Origin of the sequence: Roseovarius sp. AK1035, assembly GCF_003288315.1 — a bacterium.
Classification (GTDB): Bacteria; Pseudomonadota; Alphaproteobacteria; order Rhodobacterales; family Rhodobacteraceae; genus Roseovarius; species Roseovarius mucosus_A.
The window spans coordinates 2716989-2741177 of sequence record NZ_CP030099.1 but is presented as its reverse complement, the minus strand read 5'-3'; the positions used below and the strand labels follow the sequence as shown (position 1 = coordinate 2741177).

The 24189-nt window shown below is 60.9% G+C and carries 23 protein-coding genes; 11 read left to right on the top strand and 12 right to left on the bottom strand.

Going from position 1 to position 24189, the window contains the following annotated elements; translation table 11 throughout:
* Positions 1-40 precede the first annotated feature (40 nt).
* On the bottom strand, positions 41-1348 hold the full coding sequence (gene glyA / locus RAK1035_RS13075; RefSeq protein ID WP_008282051.1) for a serine hydroxymethyltransferase: 1308 nt from the start codon (positions 1346-1348) through the stop codon (positions 41-43).
* A gap of 170 nt (positions 1349-1518) precedes the next feature.
* Here glyA and RAK1035_RS13070 point away from each other — a divergent pair, with 170 nt between their 5' ends.
* The gene (locus RAK1035_RS13070) at positions 1519-2280 is read left to right on the top strand and encodes an NAD kinase (RefSeq protein WP_008282050.1); all 762 of its coding nucleotides are present in this window, start codon (positions 1519-1521) and stop codon (positions 2278-2280) included.
* 56 nt (positions 2281-2336) lie between these two features.
* Here the strand turns inward: RAK1035_RS13070 and RAK1035_RS13065 are convergent, their stop codons facing one another.
* The 4 genes from RAK1035_RS13065 to RAK1035_RS13050 form a co-directional block, all read right to left on the bottom strand.
* Positions 2337-2879 (bottom strand): CIA30 family protein, encoded by a 543-nt coding sequence (locus tag RAK1035_RS13065; RefSeq protein ID WP_008282049.1) that lies wholly within the window; start codon positions 2877-2879, stop codon positions 2337-2339.
* Positions 2876-3550, bottom strand: a complete 675-nt coding sequence (locus RAK1035_RS13060) for a Crp/Fnr family transcriptional regulator (protein WP_008282048.1) — start codon at positions 3548-3550, stop codon at positions 2876-2878. The genes RAK1035_RS13065 and RAK1035_RS13060 overlap by 4 nt, the downstream gene beginning before the upstream one ends.
* Positions 3551-3854: 304 nt before the next feature.
* Entirely contained in the window at positions 3855-5744 is a 1890-nt protein-coding gene (gene prpE / locus RAK1035_RS13055) for a propionate-CoA ligase PrpE (protein ID WP_008282047.1), read from the bottom strand.
* Positions 5745-5958: 214 nt separating this feature from the next.
* A complete protein-coding gene (locus tag RAK1035_RS13050) occupies positions 5959-8238 on the bottom strand; it encodes an NADP-dependent malic enzyme (RefSeq protein ID WP_008282046.1) in 2280 nt (759 codons plus the stop codon).
* A 203-nt stretch (positions 8239-8441) separates the two neighbouring features.
* On the opposite strand from RAK1035_RS13050, the gene upp reads away from it, so the two are divergent.
* Both upp and RAK1035_RS13040 read left to right on the top strand, forming a co-directional pair.
* A complete protein-coding gene (gene upp, locus RAK1035_RS13045; protein ID WP_008282044.1) occupies positions 8442-9074 on the top strand; it encodes a uracil phosphoribosyltransferase in 633 nt (210 codons plus the stop codon).
* 65 nt (positions 9075-9139) lie between these two features.
* The gene (locus RAK1035_RS13040; protein WP_008282043.1) at positions 9140-10645 is read left to right on the top strand and encodes an SPOR domain-containing protein; all 1506 of its coding nucleotides are present in this window, start codon (positions 9140-9142) and stop codon (positions 10643-10645) included.
* Positions 10646-10660: 15 nt separating this feature from the next.
* Here RAK1035_RS13040 and RAK1035_RS13035 read toward each other — a convergent pair whose 3' ends face one another.
* The 4 genes from RAK1035_RS13035 to RAK1035_RS13020 all read right to left on the bottom strand — a co-directional run bounded on the left by RAK1035_RS13035 (position 10661) and on the right by RAK1035_RS13020 (position 14935).
* Positions 10661-11659 (bottom strand): type I glyceraldehyde-3-phosphate dehydrogenase, encoded by a 999-nt coding sequence (locus RAK1035_RS13035; protein WP_008282042.1) that lies wholly within the window; start codon positions 11657-11659, stop codon positions 10661-10663.
* Positions 11660-11766: 107 nt separating this feature from the next.
* Positions 11767-12429, bottom strand: a complete 663-nt coding sequence (locus RAK1035_RS13030) for a Hint domain-containing protein (protein WP_112303089.1) — start codon at positions 12427-12429, stop codon at positions 11767-11769.
* 210 nt (positions 12430-12639) lie between these two features.
* Complete coding sequence (locus RAK1035_RS13025; RefSeq protein ID WP_008282040.1) at positions 12640-13281, bottom strand: sulfotransferase family 2 domain-containing protein; 642 nt, start codon at positions 13279-13281, stop codon at positions 12640-12642.
* Positions 13282-13333: 52 nt separating this feature from the next.
* Positions 13334-14935: a choice-of-anchor L domain-containing protein gene (locus RAK1035_RS13020; protein WP_008282039.1), complete on the bottom strand. Its 1602-nt coding sequence runs from the start codon at positions 14933-14935 to the stop codon at positions 13334-13336.
* Positions 14936-15113: 178 nt separating this feature from the next.
* On the opposite strand from RAK1035_RS13020, the gene htpX reads away from it, so the two are divergent.
* Entirely contained in the window at positions 15114-15974 is an 861-nt protein-coding gene (htpX, locus tag RAK1035_RS13015) for a zinc metalloprotease HtpX (protein ID WP_008282038.1), read from the top strand.
* A 50-nt stretch (positions 15975-16024) separates the two neighbouring features.
* On the opposite strand, the gene RAK1035_RS13010 is transcribed toward htpX, so the two are convergent.
* From RAK1035_RS13010 to RAK1035_RS13000, 3 genes are all read right to left on the bottom strand, one after another.
* Complete coding sequence (locus RAK1035_RS13010) at positions 16025-16936, bottom strand: hypothetical protein (protein WP_008282037.1); 912 nt, start codon at positions 16934-16936, stop codon at positions 16025-16027.
* Positions 16933-17496 carry a DUF6932 family protein gene (locus RAK1035_RS13005; protein ID WP_008282036.1) on the bottom strand — a complete coding sequence of 188 codons (564 nt, stop codon included), beginning with the start codon at positions 17494-17496 and terminating at the stop codon, positions 16933-16935. The genes RAK1035_RS13010 and RAK1035_RS13005 overlap by 4 nt, the downstream gene beginning before the upstream one ends.
* Before the next feature lie 270 nt (positions 17497-17766).
* Positions 17767-18252 (bottom strand): YHS domain-containing (seleno)protein, encoded by a 486-nt coding sequence (locus RAK1035_RS13000; RefSeq protein WP_008282035.1) that lies wholly within the window; start codon positions 18250-18252, stop codon positions 17767-17769.
* A gap of 148 nt (positions 18253-18400) precedes the next feature.
* On the opposite strand from RAK1035_RS13000, the gene RAK1035_RS12995 reads away from it, so the two are divergent.
* The 7 genes from RAK1035_RS12995 to RAK1035_RS12965 all read left to right on the top strand — a co-directional run bounded on the left by RAK1035_RS12995 (position 18401) and on the right by RAK1035_RS12965 (position 24189).
* Entirely contained in the window at positions 18401-18883 is a 483-nt protein-coding gene (locus RAK1035_RS12995) for a thioesterase family protein (RefSeq protein ID WP_008282034.1), read from the top strand.
* Between the two features lie 8 nt (positions 18884-18891).
* The gene (locus tag RAK1035_RS12990; RefSeq protein WP_008282033.1) at positions 18892-19812 is read left to right on the top strand and encodes a branched-chain amino acid ABC transporter permease; all 921 of its coding nucleotides are present in this window, start codon (positions 18892-18894) and stop codon (positions 19810-19812) included.
* Complete coding sequence (locus RAK1035_RS12985; RefSeq protein ID WP_008282032.1) at positions 19809-20792, top strand: branched-chain amino acid ABC transporter permease; 984 nt, start codon at positions 19809-19811, stop codon at positions 20790-20792. The genes RAK1035_RS12990 and RAK1035_RS12985 overlap by 4 nt, the downstream gene beginning before the upstream one ends.
* The gene (locus RAK1035_RS12980) at positions 20785-21549 is read left to right on the top strand and encodes an ABC transporter ATP-binding protein (RefSeq protein WP_008282031.1); all 765 of its coding nucleotides are present in this window, start codon (positions 20785-20787) and stop codon (positions 21547-21549) included. Before RAK1035_RS12985 ends, RAK1035_RS12980 begins: the two co-directional genes overlap by 8 nt.
* On the top strand, positions 21546-22235 hold the full coding sequence (locus tag RAK1035_RS12975) for an ABC transporter ATP-binding protein (RefSeq protein ID WP_008282030.1): 690 nt from the start codon (positions 21546-21548) through the stop codon (positions 22233-22235). The genes RAK1035_RS12980 and RAK1035_RS12975 overlap by 4 nt, the downstream gene beginning before the upstream one ends.
* A gap of 146 nt (positions 22236-22381) precedes the next feature.
* Complete coding sequence (locus RAK1035_RS12970; protein ID WP_008282029.1) at positions 22382-23341, top strand: ABC transporter permease; 960 nt, start codon at positions 22382-22384, stop codon at positions 23339-23341.
* Positions 23338-24189 carry an ABC transporter permease gene (locus RAK1035_RS12965; protein ID WP_008282028.1) on the top strand — a complete coding sequence of 284 codons (852 nt, stop codon included), beginning with the start codon at positions 23338-23340 and terminating at the stop codon, positions 24187-24189. The genes RAK1035_RS12970 and RAK1035_RS12965 overlap by 4 nt, the downstream gene beginning before the upstream one ends.

Genomic DNA, 24189 nt, shown 5'->3' with positions numbered 1-24189 from the left:
GCAAGCCTTGGCTCACGCGGGGCATGTTCCTGCGCAGAAATCAGAGGTTCGGATAGAGCGGGAACCGCTTGCACAGCGCCTCGACCTCGGCTTTCACCTTGGCCTCGACCGCGCCATTGCCATCGGCCCCATTGGCCGCCAGCCCATCAACCACCTCAATAATCCAATCCGCGATCTGACGGAATTCCGCCTCGCCAAAACCGCGCGTCGTCCCCGCAGGAGAGCCTAAACGAATGCCGCTGGTTACGGTCGGTTTCTCGGGATCGAACGGCACACCATTCTTGTTGCAGGTGATATGTGCGCGGCCCAACGCCTTTTCGGTGTCATTGCCTTTCACGCCTTTGGGGCGCAGATCGACCAGCAACACATGCGTATCAGTACCATGCGTCACCGTGTCCAACCCGCCCTTGATCAGCTGATCCGACAGCGCCTGCGCATTGCGGATCACCTGCTGGATATAGCTCTTGAACTCCGGGCGCAGCGCCTCGCCAAAGGCCACAGCCTTGGCCGCAATCACATGCATCAGCGGACCACCCTGAATACCGGGGAAAATCGCCGAGTTGAATTTCTTGGCCAGCGTCTCGTCATTGGTCAGGATCATGCCACCGCGCGGGCCGCGCAATGTCTTATGCGTCGTGGTGGTGGCCACATGCGCATGGGGGAACGGGCTCGGATGCTCTTTGGCGGCCACCAGACCGGCAAAATGCGCCATATCAACAAGCAGATAGGCCCCAACGCTATCGGCAATCTCGCGCATCCGGGCAAAATTGATCTGGCGCGGAATGGCCGATCCGCCCGCGATGATCAGCTTGGGCTGATGCTCGGTCGCCAGCGCTTGCACCTGATCGTAGTCAATCAGATTGTCCTCGCGCCGCACGCCGTATTGAATGGCGTTGAACCATTTGCCCGATTGGTTCGGCGCTGCCCCATGGGTCAGGTGACCGCCCGCATCAAGGCTCATGCCAAGGATCGTGTCGCCCGGCTGCAACAGCGCCGTGAACACGCCCTGATTGGCCTGCGAGCCGGAATTGGGCTGAACGTTGGCAAAGCTACAGCCAAACAATGCGCAAGCCCGCTCGATCGCCAGATTTTCCGCGATATCAACATATTGGCAGCCGCCATAATAGCGCTTGCCGGGATAGCCTTCGGCATATTTGTTGGTCATCACGCTGCCCTGCGCTTCCATCACGGCGGCAGAGACGATGTTTTCAGACGCGATCAGCTCGATCTCGTCGCGCTGCCGCCCCAGTTCAGAGCGGATCGCGCCAAAGAGGTCGGGATCGCGTGAGGCCAGAGATTCGGTGAAAAAGCCTTGATCTGCAACAGGCTGGTGTCCGTCATGGGGCATAGGGGCAACTCCGGAAAGGGGTGAATTGGTCATTTTCCTAAAGGAAACTCGTCCGGTTTGAAAGAATGTAAAGCGACGATTTCACCTGTATCACCGGCATGGCTGGTCTTGGCGGGGGAATTATGGTTCGATCCGCCGCATGCCATCGCCTTTTGGAAACAGGACACCCCATGCCCCGCAAGATCGCCTTCGTCGCCAGCGATGCGCCCATCGCCCAGACCGCGCGCGCCACCCTTGCCAGCCGCTTTGGCCATGCGCCCGAGGATGAGGCCGATGTGATCGTGGCGCTTGGCGGTGATGGCTTCATGCTGCACACGCTCCATCGCACGCAGGCGCTCGATATTCCCGTTTACGGCATGAATCGCGGCACCGTTGGCTTTTTGATGAACGAATACAGCGAAACAGACCTGATCGAGCGCCTCGTCGCCGCTGCGGAAGAGGTGATCAACCCGCTGGCCATGCGCGCCGAATCCCTCGACGGCACCCTGCACGAGGCATTGGCGATCAACGAAGTCTCGCTCCTGCGCGCCGGCCCGCAAGCGGCCAAGTTGCGCATCACCATCGACGGGCGCCTGCGCCTCGAGGAACTCGTGTGCGACGGCGCGCTTGTCGCCACTCCGGCAGGCTCGACCGCGTATAACTACAGCGCCCATGGCCCGATCCTGCCTATTGGCTCGGATGTGCTGGCGCTGACGGCGGTGGCGGCATTCCGCCCCCGTCGCTGGCGCGGCGCGCTCTTGCCCAAGACCGCCGTGGTGCGGTTCGATGTGGTCGATCCCGAGAAACGCCCGGTCATGGCCGACGCCGACAGTCGCTGGGTTGAAAACGTGCTCTGGGTCGAGATCCGCTCGGAAAACCGCATCAAGCATCGCATCCTGTTCGATCCGGGCCATGGCCTGGAAGAGCGGTTGCTGCGTGAGCAGTTTACCTAATCGAACTTTATTGTGGAACTATCCCCTGAAATAAACCATTTTATTTACAAAATGCATCAATACACCCCAAGCCACTGAAACGATAGATTGGCCTGATGATCCCGCCCATAGGCCACCGCTGCCAGGCTCTTGATATCGCCCGCACGCGGCACATCCCGCAGCATCGCCCCCGAGGCGCGAAAGGCGGTAAAGGGCACGCGCAGCTCTTGCCACGCCGCTCCGCTTGGGATCGGGGCCTGATAATATTGCCAGGGTAGCATCGTGCCGCGCGTGCGCAGATGGATGAAATAGCCCTCGCCATTGCCCTTGACGCGCACCACAACGCCCTGCGCACCTTCGGGCAGAGGCGTCATCAAATCGCCGCGTATTTGAATGAAACCGCCCCGATTGGCCGTGCTCACTGTGCCGCTCAGGTGCAGATACCGTGCCCCCTCTGGACCCGCGATCCGAGCCTGCCCCTCGGACACGCCCCCCATCACCTGATCGCTGACATAGCGCCAGTTCTCAGCCGGGGGTGGGATATACTCCAGCATGCCGCCCTCCTGCGCCACAGCGGGCGCTGCCAACAGTCCGATCAGCAGGGCCAGAATATGCCTCATTCCGCCCGCTCCGCCGTGCGCGCCAATGCCGCCGGATCACAGAGCACGATGCCCATGCCCTGTCGTTCGATCAAACCGGCCTGTTCCCAATCGCGAATCTGCCGGTTCACACTCTCGCGGCTCAGCCCGACCAGATCACCCAGATCCGATTGCGAAAACCGCTCTGCCAACCGCAACTTGCCCCCCGGCAAGGTCTCGCCCCATTTTTCCGACAGATGCAGCAATAGCCGCGCCAGACGCGCCTGACCATCCGCCAACACATGCGCAGTATACATCCCCGAGGTCTGGCGCAGACGCTGGCACAGCATGCCGATCACGTCGAGCGCCGCGTCGGGTTCCTCGCGCAGGCGTTGCAACACCAGCGCCCCCTCCAGAATACGGCCCCGCACTGCGGTGGCCGCCACCGCGTCAGCACTGCGCGCGCCGCCATCCAGCGCCGCCAACTCGCCCAGCATGTCTCCCGGCCCCAGATGCGTCAGAATAGACCGCCGCCCATCAACCGAACTGCGGCTGATTTCGCCCCGCCCCTTGAGGATCAGCATCATCGTGCTGTCATGGGCACCCGCTGCATAGATCATCTGACCCTTGGGATAGTCAACCGCACGGCCATGCCGCTCCAGAATGCCGACCAGCCCCGGTGCGTCGCATTGTGGCGTGGCCCGAATTGACATCTGCCAGACTCCTTTTTTAACCATTCCTGTGAGATGCCTCACAGAACCTTCGCGCACAAGCTGCCATACAGTAAGGGTATCTCGCGTGTAGGGGTGTCCCAAGCCCTTTTCTTATCGCAAACCCTTACCCTTTTGTGCGGGATACACCGGTCAAGTGCCACCCGGACTTCATGACGGGAACTTATCGACCGGTCTCGCTGTCTGGCCTGACGTTTGTGAGTGCGTCGCGCCAGACAGCATTTCTTCCAGATGTCCCTTCTGGGGGATGAGGGTTCCGGCTTCCTCCGGAACCCTCTTTTTTTGATTATTTCGCCAAACCAAGGCTTTGTAGGGCGCTCTTGATCTCGTCCAGAATGGCGGGATCGTCGATGGTTGCAGGCATTTTATACGACTGACTGTCCGCGATCTTGACCATGATCGCCCGCAGGATCTTGCCCGAACGTGTCTTGGGAAGCCGGTCCACCACCACTGCCAGCTTGAACGCGGCGACCGGGCCAATCTGGTCACGCACCAGCTTGACACATTCTTTCACGATCTCCTCATGCGCGCGGTCAACGCCCTTGGTCAGACACAGAAAGCCGACTGGCGTTTGCCCCTTCAACTCATCTGCCGCGCCGATCACCGCGCATTCGGCCACATCGGGATGGCTGGCCAGCACCTCTTCCATCGCGCCAGTGCTCAGACGGTGGCCCGCCACGTTGATCACATCATCCGTGCGCGCCATGATCCACAGATAGCCGTCCTCGTCCTTCATCCCGGCATCGCCGGTCTCGTAATAACCGGGAAAGGTGTTGAGGTAGGATTTGCGAAAGCGCTCTTCAGCATTCCACAGCGTTGGCAGGGTGCCCGGCGGCAGCGGCAGTTTGACCGCAATCGCGCCCAAGGTGCCCGGCGCCACCTCATGCCCGCCCTCGTCGAGAATCCGCACGTCATAGCCCGGCATCGCCACCGTCGGCGACCCGATCTTGACCGGTAGCGCCTCACAGCCGGCCGGATTGCCCGCAATCGCCCAGCCGGTTTCGGTCTGCCACCAATGGTCATAGACCGGCACCTGCATCACCCGCTGCGCCCATTCGATCGTATCCGGATCGGCCCGCTCTCCTGCCAGGTAAAGCGCGCGCAGATGCGACATGTCGTAATTCTTGATCAGCTCGCCTTTGGGATCATCCCGCTTGATCGCCCGCAGCGCCGTGGGCGCGGTAAAGAAACTACGCACTTTGTGTTCGGACATCACCCGCCAGAACGTGCCCGCATCGGGCGTGCCCACCGGCTTGCCCTCGAACACAATCGTCGTGTTGCCATGGATCAGAGGCCCATAGCAGATATAGCTGTGCCCCACGACCCAGCCCACATCGGACGCGGCCCAGAACGCCTCGCCGGGGTTCACGTTATAAATGTTCTTCATCGACCAGTTGAGCGCCACCAAATGCCCTGCCGTGGCACGGATCACGCCCTTGGGTGCGCCGGTGGTGCCCGATGTATAAAGGATATAGGCCGGATGATCGCCCGACACCGGCACACAGTCCGCAGGCTCCACCCCATATTGAAACGCATGCCAATCGTAATCGCGCCCCTCGATCAGCTTGGCCACCTCTTCTTCGCGCTGAAAGATCACGCAAAACTCGGGCTTGTGACTGGATTGCTCAATCGCACCATCCAAAAGCGGCTTGTAATGCACCACCCGCCCCGGCTCGATCCCGCAAGAGGCGGCGATAATCGCCTTGGGCTGGCAATCGTCGATCCGCACCGCCAATTCATGCGCGGCAAACCCGCCAAACACCACCGAATGCACCGCGCCCAGCCGCGCGCAGGCCAGCATCGCCTCCAATGCCTCGGGCACCATCGGCATGTAGATGATGACGCGGTCGCCTTTTTCCACGCCTCGGGCGCGCAACGCCCCTGCCAGCCGCGCCACGCGGCTACGCAGTTGCGAATAATTGATCTTTTGCTTGATGCCTGTCACGGGGCTATCATGGATGATCGCGGTCTGCGCGCCCCGCCCCGCCGCCACATGCCGGTCAACCGCATTCCAGCAGGTGTTGACCTCTGCATCCTTGTACCATTCATAGAGCGGCGCGTTGGCCTCGAACAGCGCCTTGCTGGGCTTCTTCACCCAATCAATCGCCTCTGCCGCCTCCATCCAAAAGCCTTCGGGATCTGCAAGCGACCGCTCGTAAACCTCAGTGTATCCCATGGTATCCTCCTCCGATCCGTTGAATATGTGTTACGGATCACCCTGCCTTGGGGCAAGCATCATGCAGGGGCACGGGACAGATGGCCGCAGAAATTTTGCAGAAATGATCAAAGCCGCCCTGCAAATTTTTGCAAAGCGGCTTTTTTTGTTCATCTCACCGGAAATTGCCAGCGACTTTGCAAACCTGCAAAGAATTCGCCTGCAAACCCTGATTCTACCCGTAATGCGCCACCGGCGTTCCTGCGATCGCCGCCATGTTGAGCAGCCCCCGCGCGGTGATCGACGGCGTGACGATATGCGCCCGGTTGCCCATCCCCATCAGGATCGGCCCCACTTCCAGACCGCCCGCTTTCATCTTGAGGATATTACGCACCCCCGACGCCGCATCGGCATAGGCAAAGACCAGCACATTCGCCGCGCCCTGCATCCGGTTGCCCGGCAACAGCCGCTCGCGCAAATCGGGGTCAAGGGCGGCATCAATCGTCATCTCACCCTCATAGGTGAAATCGCGCGGTGCCTGATCCAAGAGCGCAATCGCCTGCCGCAACCTTTCCGCACCTTCATCCGGCTGGTTGCCGAATTGCGACTGCGAACAAAACGCCACCTTGGGCGCAATGCCGAACCGCCGAACATGCCGCGCCGCGCCAATCGCGGTCTCAGCCAATTGCGCCGCATTCGGCGTCACGCGCACATGGGTGTCCGCAATAAAGAGCGGCCCGTCTTCGAGGATCATCATGCTCAATGCGCCATGCGGACGGCGGCTGACGTCTTCCAGAACATTGGTCACATATTTCATATGCCAGCGGAACTCGCCAAAGGTGCCGCAGATCAGGCTATCGGCCTCATTGCGATAGACCATCACCGCGCCAATCGCGGTGGTATTGGTGCGCATAATTGCCCGCGCCAGATCAGGCGTGACCCCTTTGCGCGCCATGACCCCGTGATAGGTCTCCCAATAGTCGCGATAGCGCGGGTCATCCTGCGGGTTCACGATATTGAAATCCCGCTCTGGCCGGATCGACAGCCCGGCCCGCTCGCACCGCCGCGCGATCACCTCGGGACGTCCGATCAGAATCGGCTGCTCTGTCGTTTCCTCCAGAATGGCCTGCGCCGCGCGCAAAACCCGCTCATCCTCGCCCTCGGCAAAGACGATGCGCCGCGAAGCGGTGGAGGCCGCCTGAAACACCGGCCGCATCAGCAGCGCCGATTTGAACTTGCTGGCATCCAGACCCGCCTTATAGGCCTCCAGATCCGCCATCGGCCGCGTCGCCACGCCGCTCTCCATCGCCGCCCGCGCCACGGCAGTTGACACAACCCCGGACAGGCGCGGATCAAACGGCTTGGGGATCAGGTAATCCGCGCCGAATGTCATCTGCTCGCCATGATAGGCCGCCGCCGCCTCTGCACTGGTCGAGGCGCGTGCCAATTCTGCAATGCCCTGAACACACGCCACCTGCATTGCGTCGTTGATCTCGGTTGCGCCCACGTCCAGCGCGCCCCGGAAAATGAACGGGAAACACAGCACGTTATTGACCTGATTTGGGAAATCCGAGCGCCCGGTCGCAATAATCGCATCCGGCACCGCCTCACGCGCCAAATCTGGCATGATTTCGGGGTTGGGGTTGGCCAGAGCAAAGACAATAGGCCGCTTGCCCATCTTCTTTACCATCTCCGGCGTCATGATATTTGCGCCCGATAGCCCAAGGAACAGGTCCGCGCCCGCGATCACATCGTCAAGGCTGCGCAAATCCGTCGCCTGCGCAAAGGCCGCCTTTTCCGGGTTCATGTCTGCCTCACGGCCCATATGCACCAGCCCGTGAATATCGCACAGCCAGATATTCTCGCGCTTCACGCCCAGCTTGACCAGCATGTTGAGACAGGCAATGCCCGCCGCCCCACCACCGGTCGAGACCACTTTGATTTCCTCAAAAGTCTTGCCCGCAACGTGCAGCGCATTGGTGGCCGCCGCGCCCACCACGATTGCCGTGCCGTGCTGATCGTCATGGAATACCGGAATATTCATCCGCTCACGGCAAATTCGTTCAACGATGAAACAATCCGGTGCCTTGATATCTTCAAGGTTGATCGCCCCAAAGGTCGGCTCCAACGCACAGACAATCGCCGCCAGCTTTTCCGGGTCGCTTTCGTTCACTTCGATGTCGAAACAGTCGATATTGGCGAACTTCTTGAAAAGGACCGCCTTGCCCTCCATCACGGGCTTAGAGGCCAGCGCGCCAATATTGCCAAGCCCCAGAACCGCCGAGCCATTGGTAACGACCGCCACCAGATTGCCCCGCGTGGTGTATTTCGAGGCATTGGCCGGATCGGCCTTGATCTCCAAACAGGCCTCCGCCACGCCGGGGCTATAGGCGCGCGACAGATCGCGTCCATTGGCCATCGGCTTGGTCGCGCGGATCTCCAGCTTCCCGGGCCGGGGCTGCGCGTGATAATCGAGCGCCGCCTGACGGGTGGCTTCCTTTTGGCTGTCGGTCATGGTCCTCATCTCCCTGCGGGCAATATAGTTTAATATTAAACTACCGCTACGGCATGCTCATACCATGCCCCCGCGATTTTTCAAGCCCGAGCTTGCACCGCCGCGCCGCGCCGCGCAATGCCGATTGCATGCCTGCATCGCAGCGTTGCCCTTGGCGGCGTTTTCTGGAATGACGGATTACACCGCAGCGCAAGAGGCCCGTCATGTTTCCGAATCTCACCATCGTCGATCACCCGCTCGTTCAGCACAAACTGACCCTGATGCGGCAAAAGGAAACCTCCACAGCCGTCTTCCGCCAGCTCTTGCGCGAAATCAGCCAGTTGCTCGCCTATGAGGTCACGCGCGAATTGCCGATGACCACCCGCGCCATCGACACGCCGCTTATGGAAATGGACGCGCCAGTCTTGGCCGGGCGCAAATTGGCGCTCATCTCGATTCTGCGCGCGGGCAACGGCCTGCTCGACGGCATGTTGGAACTGATCCCCTCGGCGCGCGTGGGTTTTGTCGGGCTCTACCGGGACGAGGCAACGCTGCAACCCGTGAAATACTACTTCAAGGTGCCCGAACAACTTGGCGAGCGCCTCTCGATTGTGGTCGATCCGATGCTGGCCACCGGCAATTCCTCTGCGGCGGCTGTCTCTATGCTCAAGGATGCAGGGGCCCGTGACATCCGTTTTCTCTGTCTGCTCGCCGCCCCCGAAGGCGTCGCGCGCATGCAAGAGGCGCATCCTGATGTGCCCGTCGTCACAGCCGCGCTCGACAAGCGCTTGAATGACAAGGGTTATATCCTTCCGGGACTAGGGGATGCGGGTGACCGCATGTTCGGCACTAAATAAGCCAATCACTGTTTACTAAACGGCAAAAATAAGGCAACCTGCACCCAATTGATGTTGGGGGCGTAATGAGATTTTCATCACTTGCCATTCTGGCCTCGACAGTGCTTCTGCTTGGCACGGTCGACCTTTCCGCGCAGTCTCTTCGCGGCTCTTCGGAGCCGGCGGAGTTTCCACCCTCCAGCTTTCAGGGTCGGCAATATGTCGACAGTGCCGGCTGTGTGTTCGTGCGCGCGGGCGTTGCGGGAAATGTAACCTGGGTGCCACGCATGACACGTGGCCGCGACCATCTCTGTGGCTTCCAGCCCAGCCTTGCGCCCAGCGTTCAGGCCGCCGCCCCTGCCCCGGCGCAATCCGTGGCACAGGCCGCCCCACGCACGCAGCCAGCCGCCCCAGCGCCGCGCGCTGCCACCGCACCAGCCCCAGCGCCGCGCACGGCCACGGCACCTGCCCCCGCACCACGCGTCGCCACGGCACCGGCCCCCGCACCGCGCGTCGCCACGGCACCCGCCCCCGCACCGCGCGTCGTCCGGCAACCGGCCCCCGTCGCTGCGGTCCAACCTCAACGCCGCACCGCCTCTGCCCAAGCGCCGCTCAGTGCACTTCGACCCGAGGCTGATCCCCGCCCCTTGGCGCTTCGCCCCGTGACAGCCCGCGCCGCGGCACCGGCGACCGCACCCAAAACCACACCAATTGCCAAAACCTCTGGCAAGGCCGTGCGCCTGACACAGCCTGACCCGGCACAAAGCGCTTGCGCGAACCTAACTGCGGTCTCGGCGGCCTATACTGTGCAGCATAATGGCTCGCCGGTGCGCTGCGGCCCGCAAAGATCACCGCATGTGAGCTATGCCAGCGGCAGCAACACGGGCCGCACGCTTGCCCCACGCCCCGGCACCCCGGCCACCCCTGAAACCGTGCCCGCCTATACCCGCGTCGCCCCGGCGCGTGTCTATGCCAGCCAAAAGACCAGCCTCGCCGGTATCTCGGTTCCCCCCGGCATGCAGCCGGTGTGGGAGGATGACCGCCTCAACCCCTACCGCGCGCACCAAACCTTTGAAGGGCGCGAACAGATGTTGGTGATGTGGACAAACACCGTGCCGCAGCGCCTTATCGACCGGCGCACGGGTGCCGATGTGATTCACCAATTCCCCGGCCTGCAACCGCCCTACACCAGCTTCGAGGCGCAGCGCGCCGCCGGTGTCACCGTCGCAACCCAAGGGCGCCACGTGCCCGCCCCGATGACGACCCGGCAACTGGCGCAACTGCGCACCGAGTCTGCGCAAACAGCCCCGCGCACCACAGTCTCAACCCGCTCAGCGCCTGCGACGACCGCCCAGACTGCGCCCAGCCATCGCTACGCTCAGGCCGGTTTCTTTGCCGATGCGGCGCAGGCTCAGGCCGCCGCACAGCGCATCGCGGCCGCAGGGCTTCCGGCGCGGCGTGGCACTGTGACACGCGACGGACGCGCCCTGACCCTCGTTCTAGCTGGTCCTTTTGCCACACAATCGCAGCTCGACGCCGGGGCTGATCGCCTGCGTGCGATGGGCTTTGCCAATGTGAGCTTGCGCAAATAAAATCCGGGCGGCGGCCTATCCCCGCCGCCCGATCAACCGCGCCATATCCAGCATACGGCAGGAAAATCCCCATTCGTTGTCATACCAGCCAAAGACGCGCAGCAATCCGCCCACCGATACAGAGGTTTGCGGCCCCGCTACGATCAGGCTCTCGGGACGCGCGCGCAGATCCGACGACACCAGCGGTGCCTCGGTCCAGCCCAGCCATACATGACGTTCCGCCGCCTCTTGCAAAAGCGTGTTGACCCCCGCGACCGTCACATCGGCCTGCAATTGCACCACCAGATCAATACAGGACACGCTCGCGACCGGCACCCGGATCGCCCGCGCCTCGATCCGCCCCTTTAGCCCCGGCAGAACCAGCCCGGTCTGATGCTGGGCGCTTGTCGTCGTGGGCACCATCGACAGGGCGGCGGCACGGCTGCGCTCGGGCGCATCGCGCGGCTTGTCCACTGTAGGCTGGCTGCCGGTATAACAATGCACCGTCGTCATTTGCCCGCTGACAATGCCATAGGCCTCATCCAAGAGCCGCGCCAAAGGTGCCAGCGCATTCGTGGTGCACGAAGCGTTGGAGATGATCCGATGCGACCCAAGATCGCCCTCATTGGCCCCGATCACCAGCGTCGCATCCGCCTCTGCCGATGGGCCCGAAACCAGCACGGCCCGCGCCCCGGCTACCAGCCCCCGCTCGGCCACGGCGCGCGTGCCGCCCATGCCGGTACACTCCAGCACCAGATCAACCCCGCTCAAATCGAGCGTGCTCAGATCACGTGCCGCATGAAACGGGATTTCCTGCCCATCCACGATCAGCACACCGGGACGGGTGGATACGACACCGGGCCAGGGGCCAAAGACGCTGTCATATTGAAACAGATAGGCGCAGGTCTCTAGCGGCTCGATATCGTTGATGCACACCAGTTCAAACGCAGCCCCCTCGCGCATCAATATCCGCAGGATAGTGCGACCGATCCGGCCAAACCCGTTGATGGCAATGCGAATGGGGTCCTCTGACATGGCATCCTCCGAGCAGACAGGTCAATACGTCTGACATTGCTGCGCGCCGTCTGGAAACACCAGCCCCGAAACACAATTTGATCAAATTCAGTGCATCGGCCCGCCGGTCAGACAGAAACCCTAGGGCCGGGCGGCGTCACCCCATCCTGCAGGGTCGTAGACATCTCCAGCCGCGCCATTGCCAGAACCAAACCCCGCGCCTCGGCCAGCGGCAGCACGTGATACCGTGGCCCTGCACGCTCTTGCGCGTAATCCAGCAGGTTGCACGACGCCGGGCAAAGCGCCATCAACCCGTTTTCGGCAAAGATCACCTGTTCGTTCTCGAAATGCAGCACGACCACCTCTGCGCCCTGCGTGGGCGGCACCCGCGTGACCCCCGGCACCGCCTCGAGCGCCACACCGGGCAAGAGCGCAAAGGGATCCCCCCAGAGCGTTTCAGCAAGATCGCTTTCAAGCATCAGCACCTGATGTGGCATAACCCGCACCGGCGCGCGGTTTCCCAGCACCCCGCGCCCCACATCCAGCGGCCAAAACCGCGAAGGGCAAGCGCCTTCACCCGTCCAGACCGGAATCCGCGTAACGCCACAGAGCGGTTGCACGCCCGCATCAAAGGTCACAACCCGGTCACCCGCACAGAGCGCCTGAACCGGACGCCAGCCATGGCCCGTGGCCACCCGCGTCCCGCTCAAAAGCCCGCTTTGCACGCCCGCAGGCTCTTCGACCTGCGTCCGCGCCGCCCCGCGTTCACTGATGCCAAACCAACCCAGCATACCCGCGTCGATCCCTTTCCCGATACAACCCATCCTGTTTCGTCAACAGGCCAACACTCCGATAAGCTGACTAAGCCATGGTTAACATGACCCGTTTTTGCTCGGATTCAGGCGGGAATAAGGCACCGTTGCGGCCAAGTGGACAACGCCGCCAAAGCCGTGCTATTGGCACAAACACCCCATGCAATCTTAACAAACGATCAAGGACGGTCAGAACTGATACCCGAATCGCGCGATGTCTTCGGCGGCACAATCCGCTACGATCTGCGCTGTGCGGCTGTCGTAATAGTCCTTATACGGCCCCCGCTCCGACGTATTGAACGGTGCCACCGTCACCGCGAATCCCAGATGCGCCCAGAGCGGGGCGGCATCGGTCTCCAAATGCTCTAGCCGGATGAAAAGACGGCAATATTCACGCCCATCCGCCGCCGTCACATAATGCCGCGCCGGGGTCGCGCGCAGCGCAGCCTGTGTCTCTGACGCGGCCAGAAACGCAGGAAAAGGCAGGTCCTTGGCCAGATGCACCGCCGAATGATCAAACTCTTGGCCCCGCAGCCAGTGATAATAGCTTACCATCCGGTCCCAAGGGTTGCGCACCAACGTAAAGACAAAGGCCGCGCTCAGCGTCTCTTGGCTTACCAGCCCGTCGATATCGGCCAAGGTCGAATGTTTCCAAAGCCGCCCGCGCGCCTCAACCCCCTTCAACCGCGCCCGCCTGCGCCGCGCCTTGGGCGTGTCACCGATCAGGATGTCCTCGGCCTGCGCCCGCCCCTCCAGCGCCAACGCCATCGCGGTGCCGCCAGTCTTGGGGATGTGCACAAAGATAAACTTGCGTCCGGGCGAAATAATCATGCCGCTACCCTAGCCGCTGCGCCGCGACGTGAAAGCCCTTTTCGCGCGCGCCTCAACGCATTGCGTCAACCAACACCTGCGCCTCATGCGCCCGCAACCCAGAGCGCGCGCTTGGTCCATAGCCTGCCCCACCCTCGGCAAATATCACCGGAAAAAGACGCCGCAGTTCGGCTTCGGTCGCGGCATCGAAACTGCCATGCGTCACCGGGCCGGGATGATAGCTCTCACTCCAGAGCCCGTTACCCCGCACGATCTCGTGCTGGTCAAACAGCAGATGCACATACACCACCGGCGCACCATCAACCCGCCGCGTGATAGAGCACTCATTGATCAGCGCCGCCGCCTTGACCAAAACCTGATGCGTGCCAAACAGCAATTCCGCATGTGGCGACGCCAACAGGATGCGGTGATTGGGCGACAGCTCCAACGCGTCATGCCGCCCCAGCGCATTGGCCGCAAGCGCCACCGGCGCATCCGCCCCCTCTGCCCGTCGCAGGCTTCGCCCGATCCAGCGCACAGCTTGGGGGCCGTGATCCAACGTCAGCACCAGATCCCCCGGCTTCAATGTCTCGATCGCGACTGCGCCCTCGGGCGTGTCAATCTGCGTGCCTTCGGTAAAACAGGGGGCCACCGTATTGATCGTGATGAACCCGACATCGGTATTGCCGAACGTGTCTGCCACTGTATAGGACAGCATGTTCGACGCGCCCACCTCCTCTCCCGACGACACAAGAACAAAGCCCGTCGCCGTGATCTGAAGCGTCTCCCCGGTGCTGAGGATCACCGTATCGCCGGCAACCACCGGCTGACCATTGACCTCGGTGATCGTCAGCGTGCCGCCCGCCGCATTCGAATCATTCGCCAAAAGATCCGTTTCAACTTGCGAAAACCGCGTCACGTCGATGATATCGTCGCCCGCAATAAGCGATGTCTGGATCGAGTTCCCGGCAATCAACAGGTTGCTGTCCAGCGCCCCATCGCCACCATCGGCAATACCGATCTTGATCGTGTTCACCTCGCCCGGCACCACCGGTGCCTTGAGGGTCAGCGTTACCGTGAACCCGTCCATCTCGGTGTTGTAGGTATCTGCGGACGAGGAATTGTCCATGTAGAGGTTAGAGTTACTTATATTGTTGATGTTGTTGATGGTGATGTCGCCTGTGCCCACCGTCAACTCGGCCTGCACCCCGTTGACCCAGACCCCGACCGAGTCGTTGAATCCGGTGTTGACCCATTCAAGATATTCCTCGGACGAGAACACGATCTGCATGGTCAGCGTGCTGCCTTCGGGGATGAACTCTGCCTCGAAAATCGCCGCGTCAAAGGTCTCCTGCCCCGAGATCGTCGATAGATCGGCATCCCCCGCCAAGCCATGATCGGTCGAGCTGTCCAGCAAAAGGTTCGGATCCCCCAGCAAATTAAGCAGGCTGACCTCGTTGGTCACCGACGTGGCCATGCCCGTGGATAGGATCACGCCCGTATCCGACGGTGTCAGTTCCGGCGAAACCGCGTCGCCATTGCTGTAAATCCCCGAGGCGCTGGCGGCCCCTGTATAGCTGGCCGAGACAATCGTGATGCCGTGACCGAACACGGCTTCGGCCATGTCCATTGCACTGGCAGAGGTATCAATCGGCAGTTCTGCGGCTGTGGCCATCTCATATCTCCGTCGGACTCAACGGAAAGCCTGCCGCGTAAACCCCAAGGACCGTTTAATGCCAGAGCACCCTCATGCCCCGATTACCTTGGATTTTAACGAACCCAGCCTCCCGCGAGAGGCTTGCAAGCGCCGTGCCAACCGCCATATTTGGCGCAGAAACAAGAGGGGGAACCCGATGGGCTATCTGCGCACAGGCATTTTGATGGCGGCGATGACCGCGCTCTTTCTGGGCATCGGCGCGCTTTTGGGCGGCATGGGCGGCGCGCTCTTTGCGCTGATCGTGGCCCTCGCCATGAACGCCTTTAGCTGGTGGAATTCAGACCGGATGGTGCTGCGCATGCACAATGCCCGCCCCGCCTCTGGCCCCGAAGGCGCGGCGCTCACCCAGATGGTGCATGACATGGCCGATGCCGCCGGCATGCCGCGCCCGGCGGTCTATATCCTCGACAACGATCAGCCCAACGCCTTTGCCACCGGGCGCAACCCGGCCAATGCCGCTGTCGCCGCCACCACCGGCCTCTTGCGCCATCTCAGCCGCGAGGAAATCGCCGCCGTCATGGCGCATGAGCTGGCCCATATCCGCAACCACGACACTACGATCATGACCGTGACGGCCACCTTTGCCGGGGCCATCTCGATGTTGGCCAATTTCGCGATGTTCTTCGGCGGCAACCGCAACAACGGCATGGGCCTCATTGGCACGCTGGCGCTGATGATCCTCGCCCCCCTTGCGGCAGGCCTAGTGCAGATGGCGATCAGCCGTAGCCGCGAATACGAGGCCGACCGCATCGGGGCCGAAATCTGCGGCAACCCACTCTGGCTCGCATCGGCGCTCGAGAAAATCTCAGGCCTCGCCGCCCGCATCGACAATGACGCCGCCGAGCGCAACCCGGCCACAGCGCATATGTTCATCATCAACCCGCTGCACGCCCATGCCCATGACAAACTCTTCTCCACCCACCCCAACCCCGCCAACCGCATCCGCGCCCTTCGCGAGATGGCAGGAGAACGCGCCCAAAGGGGGCCTTGGTCATAGCTGCGCACAAGTATGAGTTCGATAACTCATACGAATTAAAATCAATTCATTTACGTGATATCATTCAAAGAAGCCAATGTGAAACGAGGTCGGCCTTGACCAACCTGAACTACACTAAATTTTACCGTGACAGGCTTGTGCAGCCACTCTCTGTTCAAGACTGAGGTGTCCTCGATGTCTTCACTAAGGCGACCTTTTAGCACGAACCCATCGTCAAGCACTTTAAATTCAAAGTTACGTCCTACCGGCAAGAACCCTTGAAACTCTCCGCTGTAGGTTTCTATTCGTTCGTCAATGTTCTCTTTTCGAAGGCGAGATTCTGAGAGCCTCAACTCTTCTAAATCTCCGTATCGAAAAAAATCGTTCCTAAATTCTAGTCCACACCATGCATTTTGCTTAGACAATACCGACAGAAAGTCGGCAACTTTTCGTACAGCTCTCGGATGAATTTCCTCCACAATATCGGAAATATCATCGTCGGACCCCGTAGCGGAAACTCGAAGCAGTTGTTTGAATATGGTTATAGCATCAGATGAGCCTATTGGTTCATCGAATAAATTCGGAGCGTGTTCCGGCACTTCCATCTCAAATCCGAATGACCCTAAAGCCGTGCCAGTAATCATTAAAGGGAACTGAGCCTTGTCGGGAATTGGGCCAGAGTAGCGTAATCTCGAATTAATACCCGCAAGAATAGCAGAAAAAGCATCGTGAAAAGTAGCCGCTGCTTTCCCTGCAAAGTCGGCAGAAATTGCGCGACTTCCGATCACTGGATCTCCGCGAAATGTAAGGGCAAGCCGCTCCGCATCTGAACGAGAGTCGGATAGAAGCGACAAGTTTTCATTAAGGTCATCGAGTCTTTGTTTAATGCTGTATCTGTCAATCACATTCTCTTCAGGAATTCCGTCAAGAATTGACTGAACTTGCTTTATTTCAGCTTTTAGATTTTCGGCACGCGTGTTCATGGTCCAAAACCTGTTGCTGTCAAATGGTCAAGAGCTGCTAGGGCCACAGGATCGCCTGAAGGGTCTAATGGAATTTGAGCAAAGCCCTTCCATAGGCCATCACGCCGATGCGACCAAAGACTGTACCAATAGCAAACGTTAGGGACCGTAACCTGTTGTAAGCTAAAGACATGCGCATCGACCTTATATTTTGCCTTGGTAGCATTCTTGTCCATAAGTGGAGCCAAGGCGGGTAGCAACCCAGCTTGGGAAGTTCCAGATGGTAACACAATATAGGTTACCACATCGACATCATTTGGAGGTCGGTTTTCGTTGCTTTCGACGTCCTCCAAGAAACTGCCATTAACCCATTGAAAACCGTCAACGATACCGGTTGCATATAAATCTGAACGGTACTCGATGAGACCCTTGAGTATTACTGCCCTCTCAGGGGAAATCGCAAATCTGTTAACAAGCTCATACAGCGAAATCATGTAGGGTGAACGATCAGGCCCCGCTGGATGAGACCCCGGTCGCACAGGGGGTAAAACTCCAGCCATTGTCCAGTTTGGTAAACTCAATGCACTATCCTATAACTTTGCCCACTCGGGAAAAGGTGCAAGGCATCAATCTTTGCAACCAATGAGACCTAATCACAGTTCGATTCAATCTTGCAAGGGCATTACCGCGCACTTCCTTTTCACACACTGCCGCACTCAACGCTTGCGAGCGACGAGCTTGCCATTGCATACACCGAGTGTCCCAACACTTTCGCCTCATTACTAAGATTGCGCAACGGTGCCGAACGTCCTATCCCGCTTCGTAACTAACAGCCGGTCCAAATCCCACCTTCACCCCTCCCCCTTCAACACCTCCGGCCACCGTGCATCCCCACGGGCGATGAACCCCGGCACGTCCGCTTGCCATTTCGCGGCAATGTCATCGTTGTAATTGAGGTAGAGCTTGCCCTCTACAATCGCCCAATTCTCTGGCTGGGTGGAAAAGAGCTGGCCCTTCTCCGCCACCGCCCAGGCGCAGAACCCGCCATATTGCGGCGCATAGCGGGCGGGGTCGGCGGCAAAGGCATCGCGGTTCTCGGCACTGGCGAAATGCCATGTCGCCCCGTTCCAGTCGAAACTATGCGCAGGCAATCCCGCCACCGGGCGGCCTTCGGTGAAATACCCCACCGGATCGGTGCCGCCCAGCGCCACGCCCTCTGTGGCAAATACCGGCACCGCGGCCAGTTCCTCTAACCCGGCCCGTCCCCAGGCAAAATAGCCCAGCGCACCGGCCCCAACCAGAACCGCCCCCGCCAAAATCCTGCGCCGTGTGATCATCCTACCCATCCCGTGCTAAGCCATCCTGCGCCATAGCTAAGCACGCCGCCCTGAAATCCAAATCACGAAATCGCCAGCGCCCCCTTGCCATTGCCATTCCCGCCGCAAATCCCCTAAAAGACTGGCAAACCAACCGCCCGGAGGCCCGATGCCAGACGCCCTGCCCTTCCTCTCCGCGTTCCACCCGGTCGAAGAGGGCTGGATCGACTATAACGGCCATATGAATATGGGCTATTACACTGTGCTCTTTGACCGCTGCGCCGATGAGGCTTTCGAAGAGATGGGCTTTGGCCCCGACTACCGCGCCACCCGCAACCTCACCACCTTCAGCGCTGAATTCCACATCCGCTACCTGCGCGAGGTGAAATTGGGCGATCAGCTGCGCAGCAGCTTTTATCTGCTCGACCACGACGGCAAACGCTTTCACTTCTTTCAGCAACTCTATCACAGCGATGGCTGGATTGCCGCCACCGGCGAGGGGCTGACGCTGCATGTAGACCTGAACGGCCCGCGCGTCGTGCCCATGCCCGAGGATGTCGCCGCCCGCGTGGCCGCCATGGCAAAGGCGCATGCCGCCCTGCCCCGCCCCGATGGCATCGGCCGTCGTATCGGCCTCAAACCCAAAGGCTGACACAGGCAATGTCCGCCGTCCTGCTCATCGAACAGGCTCTCAACGGGCTGCAATTCGGGGTGATGTTGTTCCTCATGGCCGCCGGGCTTACGCTCATTTTCGGCGTGATGGGGCTGATCAATCTCGCCCATGGCTCGCTCTATATGATCGGGGCCTTTGCCGCCGCTTGGGTGGCGGGGCTGACCGGCTCGTTCCTCTTGGCCCTCGCCGCCAGCCTCGCCGCCGCCGCGGTGGCAGGCGTGCTCATTGAACTTCTGGTCATCCGCCGCCTCTACGACCGCGACCACCTCGATCAGGTCTTGGCCACCTTTGCGCTGATCCTCATCCTGTCCGAGGGCACCCGCTGGGTCTTTGGCTCTTTTCCGCTCTATCTCGATACGCCCGACTGGCTGTCGGGCACGCTGCGCCTGCCGTTTGGCATCGACTATTCACGCTACCGCCTTGCGATAATCGGCGCAGGGCTGGTGATCGCCGCCGCGCTCTTTGCCATGATCTCGAAAACCCGCCTCGGCATCCGCATCCGCGCAGGTGAAAATGACCGCGAGATGATCGCGGCCTTGGGCGTCAATATCTCGGCGCTCTATACGCTGGTCTTTGCCCTCGGTGCTGCGCTTGCGGGCCTTGCCGGCGCACTCATCGGCGCCATTCAATCGGTGCAGGTGGGTATGGGCGAGCCGGTGCTGATCCTTGCTTTCGTGGTCATCGTGATCGGCGGCATCGGCTCGATCAAGGGGGCCTTTATCGGCGCGCTTTTGGTCGGCCTCACCGATACCTTGGGCCGCGCCCTCTTGCCTTCAGCTTTCGCCACCTTCCTAGAGCCAGCAGCGGCCAATTCGGTCGGCGCGTCGCTGGCCTCTATGGCGATCTACATCCTCATGGCGGGCGTGCTGATCTTTCGGCCCCGTGGCCTCTTCGGGGCCGCGACATGAGCCGTGAAACCCTGCTCAACGCCGCCCTCATGGCCATACTTCTGCTCTTCCCCCTCTACGCTTGGGCCACGGACGAGCCGTTTCTCATCACCCTCACCACCCGCGCCGTGATCCTCGCCATCGCCGGTGTCGGCCTCAACATCGCGCTCGGCTTTGGTGGCCTGGTAAGCTTTGGCCACGCGCTCTTTTTCGGGCTTGGCGGCTATGCCATGGGCATTTTGGCCTATCACGCCCAGACCTACACCAGCGTCACCGACTGGCCCCTGACGATTCCCGGCACCAAATCCATGCCGGTGATCTGGATCATCGCCACACTCACCTCGGCCCTCGCCGCCCTCGCCGTAGGCGCGCTTTCGTTGCGCACCACGGGCGTCTATTTCATCATGATCACCCTCGCTTTTTCGCAGATGTTCTACTATTTCGCGATCTCCTGGCCCGCCTATGGCGGTGAAGACGGCCTCTCGATCTATGTCCGAAACGGCTTTCCGGGCCTCAACACCATGGACCCGATCCAGTTCTTTGCGCTCTGCTATGGCCTGCTGGCGTTGATCCTTTTCTTCACCGCCCGCCTTGCCCGCTCTCCTTTCGGCCTCATGCTGGGGGCCGCGCGGCAGAACGAGGCGCGCGTTGCCGCCATCGGCCAACGCCCCTACCGCCTCTATCTCATCGCCTTCACGCTCTCGGGCGCAATCACCGGGCTTGCAGGCGCTCTTTTTGCCGATCTCAATCGCTTCGTCAGCCCGGTGATGTTCTCGTGGCAAACCTCGGGCGAGATCATGGTGTTTGTGATCTTGGGCGGGGTGGGCCGCGTCTTTGGCCCGGTCGCCGGGGCCGCGCTCTTTATCCTGCTCGAACACAGCTTGGGCGGGCTCAGCGACTATTGGCACATCTACTTGGGCGCGATCCTGCTTGGCACCGTGCTTTTCGCACGCGGCGGGCTTTTCGGGCTACTTGCCGGACGGGGGCAGCCGCATGACTGATCCCATTCTCGCCATATCTGGCCTCAGCAAAAGCTTTGGCGCGCTTACCGCCAGCCGCGACATCACACTCGATCTCAAACCGGGCGAAATACACGCCCTGATCGGCCCCAACGGCGCGGGCAAATCCACCTTGATTGCCCAAATCGCAGGCGCGCTGCGCCCCGACGCAGGCCGAATTCTCTTTGCCGGGCAGGATGTGACAGCCCTCGATACAGCAGCGCGCGCGCGGCTTGGCATGGCCCGCACGTTTCAGATTTCGGCCCTGCCGATGGAGTATACCGTGCTGCAAAACGCCATTCTGGGCGCGCTTGGCCAGCGTGGCGATGTCGTGCGCTTCCTGCGCCCCGTGTTGCGCGATGCCGATCTGCGCACCCGCGCCGAAGCGGCCCTGGATACCGTGGGCTTGTCAGACGCCCGCAACACCCGCTGCGCCGAGCTGTCGCACGGCCAACGCCGCCAGTTGGAGGTGGCCATTGCCCTTACGCTCCGCCCCCGCGCGTTTCTCATGGATGAACCCATGGCCGGTCTTGGTGCCGATGGTACCCGCGCGCTGACCACGCTTCTGGATGGCCTGCGCGCCGAGGCCCCGATCCTGCTGGTCGAGCATGATATGGACGCGGTCTTTGCTCTCGCAGACCGGATCAGCGTGCTGGTCTATGGCCAGATCATCGCCACCGGCACCGTCGACGAGATCCGGCGCGACCCAGAGGTGCGCAGCGCCTATTTGGGTGACGACATGGATGAGGCTACGGCATGACACTCCTCTCCCTCAGCCAGATCACCGCCTCTTACGGCGCAAGTCAGGCGCTCTTTGATGTAAACCTCTCAATCAGCGAAGGCGAGGTGGTGGCCCTTATGGGCCGCAACGGCATGGGCAAATCCACCACGGTCAAGGTGATCTGTCGCCTCCTGCGCCAGAGTGGCGGCACCGCCACCTTTGCCGGGCGAGACCTCAGCGGCATGCCCGCGCACCGCGCCGCCCGCGCGGGCATCGGCCTTGTCCCCGAGGGGCGGCGCTGCTTCGCCAGCCTTACGGTGCGCGAGAACCTGATCGCCGCCGCCCGCCCCGGCCCTTGGGACATGGCCGCCGTCACCCGGCTCTTTCCGCGTTTGGCCGAACGGCAGGATCAGATCGCCGCGTCCCTCTCGGGCGGCGAACAACAGATGCTGGCAATCGGACGCGCGCTTATGACCAACCCCCGTCTTTTGATCCTCGACGAAGCGACCGAAGGATTGGCCCCCGTTGTGCGTCAGGAAATCTGGGCAGCGCTCGCCCGCCTCAAATCCGAAACCGGCATGGCGCTTTTGGTGATCGACAAATCCATCCGCGAACTGGCCCGCGTCGCCGATAGCGCCGTGATCCTTGAAAAAGGTCGCTCCGTCTGGACCGGAACCTTTCGCGCGCTCACCCCAGAGATCACCGATACCTATCTTGGTGTCTAGAATATCGCCGGACCTTACAAAACTCGCCCCGATTTGTAAGCTCTGTAAGGTTTCCCCTCAAGAATTTCTCGACGGCTGCGTCACGACTGGTCTAGTCTGCCAGCAGGCGGGGGTTGGGGACCTTTGCCGCATTGGGGACAGAATAGATGTTTTCTCTGATTTTTAAGCGGTTGGCGCTTGGGCTGGTTACCATTTGGCTGGTCTCTGTCCTCATTTTCCTTGGGGTCGAGGCCCTGCCCGGGGATGCCTGCACCGCCGTTCTCGAACGCGATGCCCATGGCGAGGCCTTGGAAAAATGTCGTGAAGTCATGGGCTTAAACGCGCCTGCGCTCAGCCGTTATCTCTCGTGGGCGGCCTCTGCGGTACAGGGCGAATTTGGGGTTTCCGCCAATGGACAAGAACGCATTAGCGACCTGGTAGGCTACCGCCTTCGCAATTCCCTGATGCTCGCCGCTGGAGCGCTAAGTGTTGGAATTCCCTTGTCAATTTTTCTTGGTGCTGTGGCTGGACTGCGGCGCGACACATGGCTCGACATCCTCTTTTCAACTGGTGCGATCCTCGCGATGACGATCCCTGAATTCGTCGCCGCCACGATTTTGATCCTTGTCTTCGCGATCTGGCTTGGCTGGGTTCCGGCTATCGTCCTCACGCCGGCCGATGCCCAACCTCTTGAATTCTTTCCGGAATTCATCCTGGCAGCGGTGGTTTTGACCATGCTTATGGTGGCCCATATCATGCGCATGGTGCGCTCTTCGGTAATCGACGTGATGGCCAGCGACTATGTGCAAATGGCCACACTCAAGGGCGTTCCCTACTGGCAAATCGTTTTTCGCCATGCGCTACCCAACGCCCTCTTGCCCGCGATCAACATCATCGCGCTCACTGTGGCATGGCTTTTGGGCGGGGTGGTTGTGGTCGAAGTTGTCTTTAATTATCCGGGGCTTGGTCGATTGCTGATTGATGCGATTTCGGGTCGTGACCTGCCCGTGGTGCAGGCCATCACCCTTATTGTCGCCGCGACCTATGTGGCGATCAACCTTATCGCCGACATCCTCAGCCTCGCGCTCAACCCGCGCCTGCGCAGCCACCATATGAGGCAAGGGTGATCCGGCTTTTGGAAATCCTGCGCGCCATGACGCACCGCCCATCCGGCGCCATCGGGCTTGGCATTGTTGTCTTTCATCTCTGTCTGGCAATCATCAGCCCTTGGATTGTTCCCTTTGATTACAAAGAGATGAACGCACTCCAAACGCTCGCCGGTCCCTCATCTGAACATTGGTTCGGCACCGATCATCTGGGCCGCGACGTATTCAGCCGAGTGCTCTTGGGCGGGCGCGAAGCACTGCTGATCACCGGCATCGCCACCCCCATCGCCCTTCTCTGGGGCGGTCTCTTGGGCGTCTACCTCGGCCTGCGCGGTGGATGGGAGGACGAAATCACCCTGCGCCTCGTCGATGCCTTTCTCGCCCTACCCGGCATCCTGCCTCTCTTGGTGCTCATCACCGTCTTTGGCAGCGGCGGCGAGGTCTTGTTGCCGACATTGGCATTTTTCTTTGGGATTCCAGTGATCCGCGTCGCCCGCGCCGCAGCCCATGAGGTGGTCGCCCGCGATTTCATCGCCGCCGCGCGCGCACGCGGACATCGCCCGATTGACATCGTGCGCCGCGAACTCTTGCCCAATGTGACCGATGTCCTGTTGGTTGAAGGCGCAATGCGCTGGTCTTGGATGCTCTTGGGCTTTTCAGCACTGTCGTTTCTGGGCTTTGGCGTGGCCCCGCCCCGTCCCGATTGGGGGCTGATGGTCTCGGATGCGCGTGTTTATATGTCATTGGCACCATGGGGGGTGATCGCCCCGGTTGTGGCCCTGTCCAGCCTGATCATCGGGATCAATCTTACGGCGGACGCGCTTGCCAAGACGCTTGGCCTTGATCAAAGCCGGGCAGCAGTGGTGTGA

Bases quoted from the DNA above. Each gene is read 5' to 3' on its own strand.
- glyA (WP_008282051.1), bottom strand. From the start codon at position 1,348: ATGCCCCATGACGGACACCAGCCTGTTGCAGATCAAGGCTTTTTCACC.
- RAK1035_RS13070 (WP_008282050.1), top strand. From the start codon at position 1,519: ATGCCCCGCAAGATCGCCTTCGTCGCCAGCGATGCGCCCATCGCCCAG.
- RAK1035_RS13065 (WP_008282049.1), bottom strand. From the start codon at position 2,879: ATGAGGCATATTCTGGCCCTGCTGATCGGACTGTTGGCAGCGCCCGCT.
- RAK1035_RS13060 (WP_008282048.1), bottom strand. From the start codon at position 3,550: ATGTCAATTCGGGCCACGCCACAATGCGACGCACCGGGGCTGGTCGGC.
- prpE (WP_008282047.1), bottom strand. From the start codon at position 5,744: ATGGGATACACTGAGGTTTACGAGCGGTCGCTTGCAGATCCCGAAGGC.
- RAK1035_RS13050 (WP_008282046.1), bottom strand. From the start codon at position 8,238: ATGACCGACAGCCAAAAGGAAGCCACCCGTCAGGCGGCGCTCGATTAT.
- upp (WP_008282044.1), top strand. From the start codon at position 8,442: ATGTTTCCGAATCTCACCATCGTCGATCACCCGCTCGTTCAGCACAAA.
- RAK1035_RS13040 (WP_008282043.1), top strand. From the start codon at position 9,140: ATGAGATTTTCATCACTTGCCATTCTGGCCTCGACAGTGCTTCTGCTT.
- RAK1035_RS13035 (WP_008282042.1), bottom strand. From the start codon at position 11,659: ATGTCAGAGGACCCCATTCGCATTGCCATCAACGGGTTTGGCCGGATC.
- RAK1035_RS13030 (WP_112303089.1), bottom strand. From the start codon at position 12,429: ATGCTGGGTTGGTTTGGCATCAGTGAACGCGGGGCGGCGCGGACGCAG.
- RAK1035_RS13025 (WP_008282040.1), bottom strand. From the start codon at position 13,281: ATGATTATTTCGCCCGGACGCAAGTTTATCTTTGTGCACATCCCCAAG.
- RAK1035_RS13020 (WP_008282039.1), bottom strand. From the start codon at position 14,935: ATGGCCACAGCCGCAGAACTGCCGATTGATACCTCTGCCAGTGCAATG.
- htpX (WP_008282038.1), top strand. From the start codon at position 15,114: ATGGGCTATCTGCGCACAGGCATTTTGATGGCGGCGATGACCGCGCTC.
- RAK1035_RS13010 (WP_008282037.1), bottom strand. From the start codon at position 16,936: ATGAACACGCGTGCCGAAAATCTAAAAGCTGAAATAAAGCAAGTTCAG.
- RAK1035_RS13000 (WP_008282035.1), bottom strand. From the start codon at position 18,252: ATGATCACACGGCGCAGGATTTTGGCGGGGGCGGTTCTGGTTGGGGCC.
- RAK1035_RS12995 (WP_008282034.1), top strand. From the start codon at position 18,401: ATGCCAGACGCCCTGCCCTTCCTCTCCGCGTTCCACCCGGTCGAAGAG.
- RAK1035_RS12990 (WP_008282033.1), top strand. From the start codon at position 18,892: ATGTCCGCCGTCCTGCTCATCGAACAGGCTCTCAACGGGCTGCAATTC.
- RAK1035_RS12985 (WP_008282032.1), top strand. From the start codon at position 19,809: ATGAGCCGTGAAACCCTGCTCAACGCCGCCCTCATGGCCATACTTCTG.
- RAK1035_RS12980 (WP_008282031.1), top strand. From the start codon at position 20,785: ATGACTGATCCCATTCTCGCCATATCTGGCCTCAGCAAAAGCTTTGGC.
- RAK1035_RS12975 (WP_008282030.1), top strand. From the start codon at position 21,546: ATGACACTCCTCTCCCTCAGCCAGATCACCGCCTCTTACGGCGCAAGT.
- RAK1035_RS12970 (WP_008282029.1), top strand. From the start codon at position 22,382: ATGTTTTCTCTGATTTTTAAGCGGTTGGCGCTTGGGCTGGTTACCATT.